Source organism: Rodentibacter sp. (assembly GCF_057314195.1).
Window position 1 is genome coordinate 68,353 of record NZ_DBHLAM010000045.1, and the last position, 8,647, is coordinate 76,999.

The window sequence follows — 8,647 nt, forward strand, 5'->3', positions numbered from 1 at the left end:
AAGTTTATATAGTTTTGCTTAAAAATTAACGATTTAGATAATCCCATAAGGCATTAAGTGATGCGCTGGCGTCTTGTGTGCCCAAATCGTACATGGCTTGAATTTTTGCCGGATTTTTTTCTAAACGGCCGATTTTGAGATCTTGCGAAGGGCGAATCACAAAAATTTCCCCCGTCTCCTCCGCTTTTAGCACCGCATCCAATTGCCAATTATAAACCTCATGGCGATTTATCAACGCTTCCGCCAATTTAGGATATTTCCAATAAAAAAGAGAAGGCAAAACGGCAGACATCTTTTCTTTCCGATAACCCGCTGAGCGAGTAAGCACGACAATCCATTTATCGCAACCGCACGTACGGGCAAAATCAAGCGGAATACTGTCCACAATGCCGCCGTCTAAATATTTTTGCCCGTCCAGTTCCACCATTTTCGAGACGAACGGCATTGCAGAGGTGGCGCGCAGTACTTCCATTTGCGCAAACACATCACTGATTTTACGATATTCTGCAGCACCGCTTTCAACATTCGTCAGCGTTGCGTAAAACTTAACAGCGGATTGCGCAAAGGCCGCTTGGTCGAAAGGATCGAGTGTCATCGGCAGTTCATAAAAAGCAAAATCTTTATTTATGATATTACCCGTGGTAAGCAAACTGCAAAGCCCCATATAACGTTTATCGCCGAGGAATTCGAGGTTATAACGCAACGCCCGCCCTTTTTGATTGGAAGCATAATTTACGCCAAACAACGCCCCTGCCGACACGCCCACGATCGTATCAATGTTAATCCGCTGTTCCAACAACACATCCAGCACCGCCGCGCTAAAAAGCCCGCGCATTCCGCCGCCTTCTAATACTAATCCGATTTTCATCGCGTTCCTTATTCCTAAATGGGCGCAAATTCTAACATTTTTTTAGCTTTAACTTGGCTAACAATATATTGAGTAAAATTCAAAGTAAATTAAATGCAATAACAGCACCGCATTGGAATTGGTTCCAATGCGGTGCTATTTGATGAAGGTAATTTTCGCTTTGTGTAGTCGCTATATTATGGCGATTTTTCTAAGTGCAAACTAACCGTTTAAAATCGTACGCAAACGATCTAACTGACTTTGCGTTTGCTGTTGTTTTTGTTCCGTCGTTAATTTTGGTTTGTCACGTTCCCACAGTACATCGTCATGTGGCAACTCGACTAAGAAACGGCTCGCTTCAGGGCGCACCAATTCGCCGTATTGCCGGCGTTCACGACAAAGAGAAAAGGTCAACGCTTTTTGCGCACGCGTAATGCCCACATAAGCCAAACGGCGCTCTTCTTCCACATTGTCTTCGTCGATGCTGGTTTGATGCGGCAAAATGCCTTCTTCCATGCCGATTAAATACACGTATGGAAACTCCAAACCTTTGGACGCATGCAAAGTCATCAGTTGCACCTGATCGCTTTCATCATCGTCCTCGCTGCGCTCAAGCATATCGCGTAAAGTCAAGCGCGTAACCACTTGATTAAGATTCATCGGTTCGTTGGTTTCGTCACCTTTAAGCATATCCGCCACCCAATCAAACAAGGTCGCGACGTTTTTACTTTGCATTTCTGCCGCTTTCGGGCTTACGGCATATTCATACAAATATTCTTCGTAATGCATCGCCGACAGCATCGAGCGCACGGCACGTGCCGGTTCGGAACGCTGTATTTCGTCGTGAAGTTCCACGATCCAACGCCCGAATTTTTGCAGCGCATCATAAGCTTTCGGCGTGACACGTTGAATCAGTTCAAATTCAAAAATCGTCTCAAACAAACTAATGTGCTTTTCTTGTGCCAATTCGCCCAATTTTTGCAAAGTCGCCGTACCGATTTCACGTTTTGGCGTGTTCACAATACGCAAAAATGCCGCATCATCGTCCTGATTCACCACCAAGCGCAAATAAGCCATCATATCCTTGATTTCAGGGCGCGAGAAAAACGACGTACCGCCGGAAATTTTGTAGGGAATACGGTTTTGCATCAACACTTTTTCCAGCAAACGCGATTGATGATTACCGCGATATAAAATCGCGTAATCTTTATATTTGGTTTTATGGCTGAAACGGTGCGCAATCAATTCCGCAGCAATGCGCTCCGCTTCGTGTTCTTCGTTTTTCGCTTCAATTACCAATAATTTTTCGCCTTCACCGATCGAGGAAAACAATTTTTTGTCGAACACGTGCGCGTTGTTATCGATCAAAATATTCGCGCAATGCAAAATGCGTTGGGTGGAACGATAATTTTGTTCCAGCTTAATCACTTGCAAACGTGGAAAATCATCACGCAACCGCACCATATTTTCCGGTCGCGCGCCACGCCATGAATAAATGGATTGATCGTCATCGCCCACCACAGTGAAACAGGCGCGCTCGCCCACTAACAACTTAATCAATTCATATTGACTGGTATTGGTGTCTTGATATTCGTCCACCAACAAATAACGGATTTTCATTTGCCATTTTGAGCGCACTTCTTCATTTTGCCTGAATAACAACGTCGGCAATATAATCAAATCATCAAAATCTAACGCGTTGTAAGCACGAATTTGTGCTGCATAGCGCTCATAACATTTGGCGAAAGTTTGATATTTGGCATCGCGCGCAAGCGCATAAGCTTGCTTCGGCGAAATTAAATCGTTCTTCCAGTTGGAAATCGCCGCAACCAGCTCGCGCAACAAATCCTTATCTTCTTTTAACACGTCTGCAGTGAGTTCTTTGACGAGTGCGAATTGATCGTGCTCGTCGAACAAAGTCATATTTGATTTAAACCCGAGAGCTTTATATTCGTGCTTGATGATGTCAAAACCCAGCGTATGGAAAGTGGAAACCGTCAAGCCCTTGGATTGTTCTTTGCCGATGGAATGCGCGACACGCTCCTTCATTTCACGTGCGGCTTTATTAGTGAAAGTAACGGCTGCAATGTGCTTTGGCAAATAACCGCAATGTGCGATTAAATGAGCGATTTTGTTGATAATCACGCGCGTTTTACCGGAGCCCGCCCCGGCTAACACAAGACAAGGCCCGCTGACGAATTCGACAGCTTGTTGCTGTTGGGGATTTAGTTTCATGTTTATTGTAAATATGTATTCATAAAAACTTGGTTTTTACCGCTTCACTCCTTCGTTTAGGAGAGATGACAACGAAGCGATAAAAAAAATAGAAAATACCGAAATTATGGAGCAGTTGCACAACGCTAAAATTACCCTTGCAAAATAGCACCGCATTGAAGCCGCTTTCAATGCGGTGCTATCTTTTAATGCAAACTCAAACTTTAATGTATCCAGTAAAATTTCGGTAGAGTCGAGAGGTGCCGCCACAGTACCGCATTCGGACAAGGCGAAGAGTGCGCTTAGTAAAAATAATGTTTTTTCATCGCGCTTTTAAGGCTTGTAATACCGGCATCGGAACTAACGCCGACACATCCCCACCATGCAAATAAATCTCGCGCACAATAGTGGACGAGACAAATGCCCATTTTTCGGTCGGCGGGAAAAATAAACTGTCCACACCTTCGGTTAATAAACGATTAAGCGCAGCAAGTTGCAATTCATATTCAAAATCCGTCGTGGTACGCACACCACGAATAATGGCGGAAATATGGCGCGCTTGAATCACTTTTGCCAATAAATCAGAAAAGCCGAACACTTCTACATTCGGTAAATGCGCAACAGAGCGACGCGCCAATTCTACTCGTTCTTCCAGCGAGAAGAGCGGATTTTTGCGCGGACTGTTCGCCACCGCCACCCAAACGCGCGGAAAAATAGCCGCACTTCGCACAATAATATCTAAATGCCCGTTAGTGAGCGGGTCAAAGGTGCCGGGATAAATTACCGAACTGGCTGTCGTCATCATTGCGCTCCAAATAAGGTTTTAATAAATCTAACAAACGTTGTAACGCGCCTTGATTTTCCACTAATACTTCATGGCCGGCCCATCCAAGACGTTTACGCGCCGCTTGCGAATTAAGCAGCGCTTCTACTGCGCGTTCCAGCGCGTCTGCGCTTGCATTCACTTCTAGCACACCTTGCACTTCCAGTAGCATTCGAAATACTTCGGGAAAATTAAAAGTATGCTTGCCGCTAATCACCGGAATTTTAAAGGCCAACGGTTCAAGCGGATTATGTCCGCCGTGTTTCACTAAGCTGCCACCTACAAAGGCAATATCAGACACACCGTACATCACCATCATTTCCCCCATGGTGTCGCCCAAAATCACTTGCGTATCAGCACTCGGCAGTTCCCCCGTAGAACGACGGATAAAATGAAATTTTTCCTGTTGCAGTAATCTGGCTACCGCATTAAACCGTTCGGGATGACGCGGTACAAGCAACAACAATAAATTCGGGTATTTTTTCAGCAAGCGACGGTGAGTTTTTAGAATGATTTCCTCTTCGCCTTCGTGCGTGCTGGCAGCAATCCATACCGAACGTTGCAACCGCCACTGATGGCGCAAGATTTCAATGCGGTGCTGAAGTTCACTCGTAATTACCAAATCATACTTAATGTTACCGGTAAGCTGCAGCTTTTCTTTTGGATAACCGAGCTCCAAAAAACGTTTACCGCTGATTTGATCTTGCGGCGCAATCAAACTAATTTGCGACCACATAGACTGTAAATGCGTACGCACTTTGCCGTAACGACGCGCAGAACGTGCCGACAAACGAGCATTTGCCACAATAAAAGGCACATTTCGACAATGTAGTTGTCGGATTAGATTCGGCCAGAGTTCCGTTTCAATTACAATGCACAATTTCGGCCGGATAAAATCAATGAAACGATTGATTGCACAGGGTAAATCATAAGGCAAATAGCAATGCGTCACGTCGCTGCCAAAAGCGACTTTGACGCGGTCGGAACCGGTCGGCGTAACCGTAGTAAATGTGATGGGTAAAGCCGGATAAGTTTGCCGAATTTTGCGCACCAACGGCGTAGCGGCAATGACTTCACCTACGGAAGCTGCATGAATAATGATGCCGTGCGGATTCGGTTTAGCCAACGCGCCGTAAAATCCATAGCGTTCGCCGAGTCTTTTTCGATAATTTGGCGCCTTAAAACCACGCGTCCACATAAAGATAAGCACCAGCGGCTGAATGAGGTACATCAGGCCGGTATAAAAAAAACGCCACATAAATTAAATTCGGTTATACTTACGAAAATTTTCAGTAGTATAGCAAAAAAAGGATCGGAATATGCCAACAATTAGCGTTGCCATGATCGTGAAAAACGAAGCGCAAGATCTCGCGCAATGCTTGGAAACAGTACAAGGTTGGACGGATGAAATCGTAATTTTGGACTCCGGTAGCACAGACGACACCAAACGAATCGCATTAAATTACGGCGCCAAATTCTATGAAAATGCCGATTGGCCGGGTTTCGGCAAACAGCGTCAACTCGCCCAGCAATATGTTACAAGCGATTATGTGCTTTGGCTGGATGCCGACGAACGCGTCACACCCGAATTACGCGAATCCATTAAACAGGCTGTGCAACTTGATTCGCCCCATACCGTTTATGAACTGCCGCGCGTAAGCGAAGTATTCGGGCGTGAAATTCGCCATTCGGGTTGGTATCCGGATTATGTGGTGCGCCTATATCGCACCGATTACGCGAACTATAACGATTCCTTAGTACATGAAAAAGTGGAATTTCCGGCAAATGCACGTATTGAAAAACTGAAAGGCAATTTGCAACATTTCACTTATAAAAGCATTCATCATTACTTAGTGAAATCGGCGAACTACGCGAAAGCTTGGGCGGATCAACGCCAAGCCAAAGGCAAAAAAGCTACGCTTTGGCAAGGTGTCAGCCACGCTATCGGTTGTTTTGTGAAAATGTATCTGTTAAAAGCCGGTTTCTTAGACGGTAAACAAGGCTTTCTGCTCGCCGTGCTTTCGGCGCATTCTACCTTGGTAAAATATGCAGATTTGTGGGAACGAGAGCAACATTAAGGCAAACAAAATTAAGGCAAACAAAAAAGTGCGGTAAATTTGATCTACCGCACTTTTTGTTTTCTGATCGAATGAAAATTAATTTTTTGCTGCTGCCGCGGCTTTCACAATCACCGCAAAAGCAGGTGCTTTAAGTGATGCACCACCGACTAATGCACCGTCGATATCCGGTTGGGTAAATAATTCTGCTGCATTTGAATCATTTACGGAACCGCCGTATTGGATAATTACTTGGTCTGCCACTGCCTGGGATTTTTTCGCGATATGACTGCGAATGAACGCATGTACTGCCTGCGCTTGCGCCGGCGTGGCGGATTTGCCGGTACCGATTGCCCAAATCGGTTCGTAAGCGATTACCGCACCATTAAAGGCTTCAACGCCTAACGCATTGAGCACCGCATCGATTTGACGCGCGCACACTTCTTCGGTCTTACCCGCTTCGTTTTCCGCTTCGGATTCACCGATGCACAATACCGGCACTAAACCCGCTTCTTTTAATGCGCAGAATTTTTTCGCGATGAATTCATCGCTTTCTTTATGATAGGTGCGACGCTCGGAGTGACCGATAATAATATATTTAGCCCCGAAATCTTTTAACATTTCAGTGGAAATATCGCCGGTAAATGCACCTTTTACGTTCACATCCACGTTTTGTGCGCCTAAGGCGATTTGACTGCCTTTTAAGGCAGCTTCTGCTTCGGCAAGATACATCACCGGCGGAGCGATTGCCACGCCGCAGCCTTCAACACCGGCTAATTCAGTTTTTAGATGTTCGATTAATTCTTTGGTAAACGCTTTACTACCGTTTAATTTCCAGTTACCCATAACTAAGGGACGACGTGCCATTTTAGTTTCTCCGTATTAATTAATAACGCGGCTACTATACCAAATTTTCAATTTGATTTTTTGTTCAAAATCACAAATCTAAAATTTTTCTCCTCGAGCGCGTGCTTCTTTGGCATGAAAAAGCTACAATTTACTGTATAGAATCAATAAAAAATAACCAATTTTATAAAAATGAAGATTTTCAAAGCCGAACAATGGAACATTGAAGTACTATTGCCTCTTTTTGAACATTACCGTCGCGCCAACGGAATGACGGAAAACCCCGAGCGTACTCTAACTTTCTTAACCAATCGCATTCGTTTTAATGAAAGTCTATTTTTTATCGCAGTAGATGAACAGGATGTAGATAAACAAGATAAAGCGGTAGGCTTTATTCAACTTTATCCCCGCCTCTCTTCCTTACAGTTACAACGTTATTGGCAATTAACCGATATTTACGTAACAAATCGTCCCCAACAAGCGGAAATTTATGCGGCGTTAATCTCCAAAGCGAAAGATTTCGTACTTTATACCCAGTCAAACCGCCTCGTCGCCGAATTAGGACAAGCCCAACATAAATTGTTAGAACGCGAAGGCTTCAAATTAAATCCGAAAAAAAGCCTGTTTGAATTGAGTTTATAATGCAAACCGAACTGCAATCTTATTGGGATTATTTGCGCATTGAACGCCAGGTCAGTCCGCACACGCTCGTTAACTATCAACGCCAACTCAATGCGGTGCTAAAATTGCTTGCCGAGCAAGACATTCGACAATGGCAGCAAATTACACCGAACATCGTGCGTTTTGTTCTAGTACAAAGTAAAAAAGCCGGACTCAAAGAAAAAAGCCTGGCTTTACGTTTGTCTGCCCTTCGGCGATTTTTTAGTTATTTGGTGCAACAAGGCAAATTAAACGTTAACCCTGCCACCGGCATCTCCGCACCAAAAGCAGGTAAGCATTTGCCGAAAAATATCGACAGCGATCAAATTCAACTATTATTCGCCAATGACAGTAAAGAACCTATTGATATTCGCGATCGGGCGATTTTAGAGCTTATGTATAGTTCAGGCTTACGTTTATCGGAATTGCAAGGCTTGAACTTAAACAGCATTAACACGCGAACACGAGAAGTACGCGTGTTAGGGAAAGGGAATAAAGAACGCATTGTACCATTCGGACATTACGCCTCGCGCGCGCTGCAACAATGGCTTAAAGTGAGGTTACTCTTCAATCCGAAAGATGAGGCCTTATTCGTCAGCCAATTAGGCAACCGCATTTCCCATCGCTCCATTCAAAAACGGTTGGAAACATGGGGGATTCGTCAAGGCTTAAGCAGTCATTTGAACCCGCATAAACTGCGCCATTCTTTTGCCACGCATATGTTAGAAGCCAGTTCCGATCTGCGCGCGGTACAAGAATTGCTCGGACACAGAAATCTTTCTACAACCCAAATTTATACCCATCTCAATTTCCAACATCTCGCTGATGTTTATGACCAAGCTCATCCACGCGCGAAGCGGAAAAAGTAAGTGTTTTTCGGAAGTTTTGTCTTTTGGTTTGAGCACCGCATTGGAAACGATTATAGACGCGCTAATTAAACCACAGAATTGAACATCGGTTTGAGCACCGCATTGGGGCGGCTTGGTGATTCGTTTATGCGACGAATACCGCGTTTCCGTTTTCCCACCGCGTCTCATGACCACTTGTCTTTGGCCGTTTAACTTCTCTTGGGATGTTTGTCTTTCTCCCCTTTTACGATTTTTCGCCAATAAAAAACCCCGGCCTTGTGACCGGGGTTCCTTTCGTATCTACCTGGCGGTGCCCTACTCTCACATGGGGAAGCCCCACACTACCATCGGC

At 44.8% G+C, this 8,647-nt stretch carries 8 protein-coding genes; 3 read left to right on the top strand and 5 right to left on the bottom strand.

Features of this window, described 5'->3' with window-relative positions; translation table 11 throughout:
* Positions 1–25 precede the first annotated feature (25 nt).
* The 4 genes from ACO59Y_RS06550 to waaA form a co-directional block, all read right to left on the bottom strand.
* The gene (locus ACO59Y_RS06550; protein WP_486131715.1) at positions 26–868 is read right to left on the bottom strand and encodes a patatin-like phospholipase family protein; all 843 of its coding nucleotides are present in this window, start codon (positions 866–868) and stop codon (positions 26–28) included.
* A 201-nt stretch (positions 869–1,069) separates the two neighbouring features.
* Positions 1,070–3,082, bottom strand: a complete 2,013-nt coding sequence (gene rep / locus ACO59Y_RS06555) for a DNA helicase Rep (protein ID WP_486131717.1) — start codon at positions 3,080–3,082, stop codon at positions 1,070–1,072.
* Between the two features lie 301 nt (positions 3,083–3,383).
* Positions 3,384–3,863 (bottom strand): pantetheine-phosphate adenylyltransferase, encoded by a 480-nt coding sequence (gene coaD / locus ACO59Y_RS06560; protein ID WP_373604364.1) that lies wholly within the window; start codon positions 3,861–3,863, stop codon positions 3,384–3,386.
* On the bottom strand, positions 3,823–5,142 hold the full coding sequence (waaA, locus tag ACO59Y_RS06565) for a lipid IV(A) 3-deoxy-D-manno-octulosonic acid transferase (protein ID WP_486131719.1): 1,320 nt from the start codon (positions 5,140–5,142) through the stop codon (positions 3,823–3,825). Before waaA ends, coaD begins: the two co-directional genes overlap by 41 nt.
* Positions 5,143–5,203: 61 nt before the next feature.
* Between waaA and ACO59Y_RS06570 the strand changes: the two genes are divergently transcribed.
* Complete coding sequence (locus ACO59Y_RS06570; RefSeq protein WP_486131721.1) at positions 5,204–5,962, top strand: glycosyltransferase family 2 protein; 759 nt, start codon at positions 5,204–5,206, stop codon at positions 5,960–5,962.
* A 78-nt stretch (positions 5,963–6,040) separates the two neighbouring features.
* Here ACO59Y_RS06570 and tpiA read toward each other — a convergent pair whose 3' ends face one another.
* Positions 6,041–6,808 (bottom strand): triose-phosphate isomerase, encoded by a 768-nt coding sequence (gene tpiA, locus ACO59Y_RS06575; RefSeq protein WP_373603490.1) that lies wholly within the window; start codon positions 6,806–6,808, stop codon positions 6,041–6,043.
* Between the two features lie 171 nt (positions 6,809–6,979).
* Here tpiA and ACO59Y_RS06580 point away from each other — a divergent pair, with 171 nt between their 5' ends.
* Together ACO59Y_RS06580 and xerC are read left to right on the top strand one after the other, a co-directional pair.
* Positions 6,980–7,429, top strand: a complete 450-nt coding sequence (locus ACO59Y_RS06580) for a GNAT family N-acetyltransferase (protein WP_373603491.1) — start codon at positions 6,980–6,982, stop codon at positions 7,427–7,429.
* Positions 7,429–8,316, top strand: a complete 888-nt coding sequence (xerC, locus tag ACO59Y_RS06585; protein ID WP_486131724.1) for a tyrosine recombinase XerC — start codon at positions 7,429–7,431, stop codon at positions 8,314–8,316. Before ACO59Y_RS06580 ends, xerC begins: the two co-directional genes overlap by 1 nt.
* Positions 8,317–8,647 lie beyond the last annotated feature (331 nt).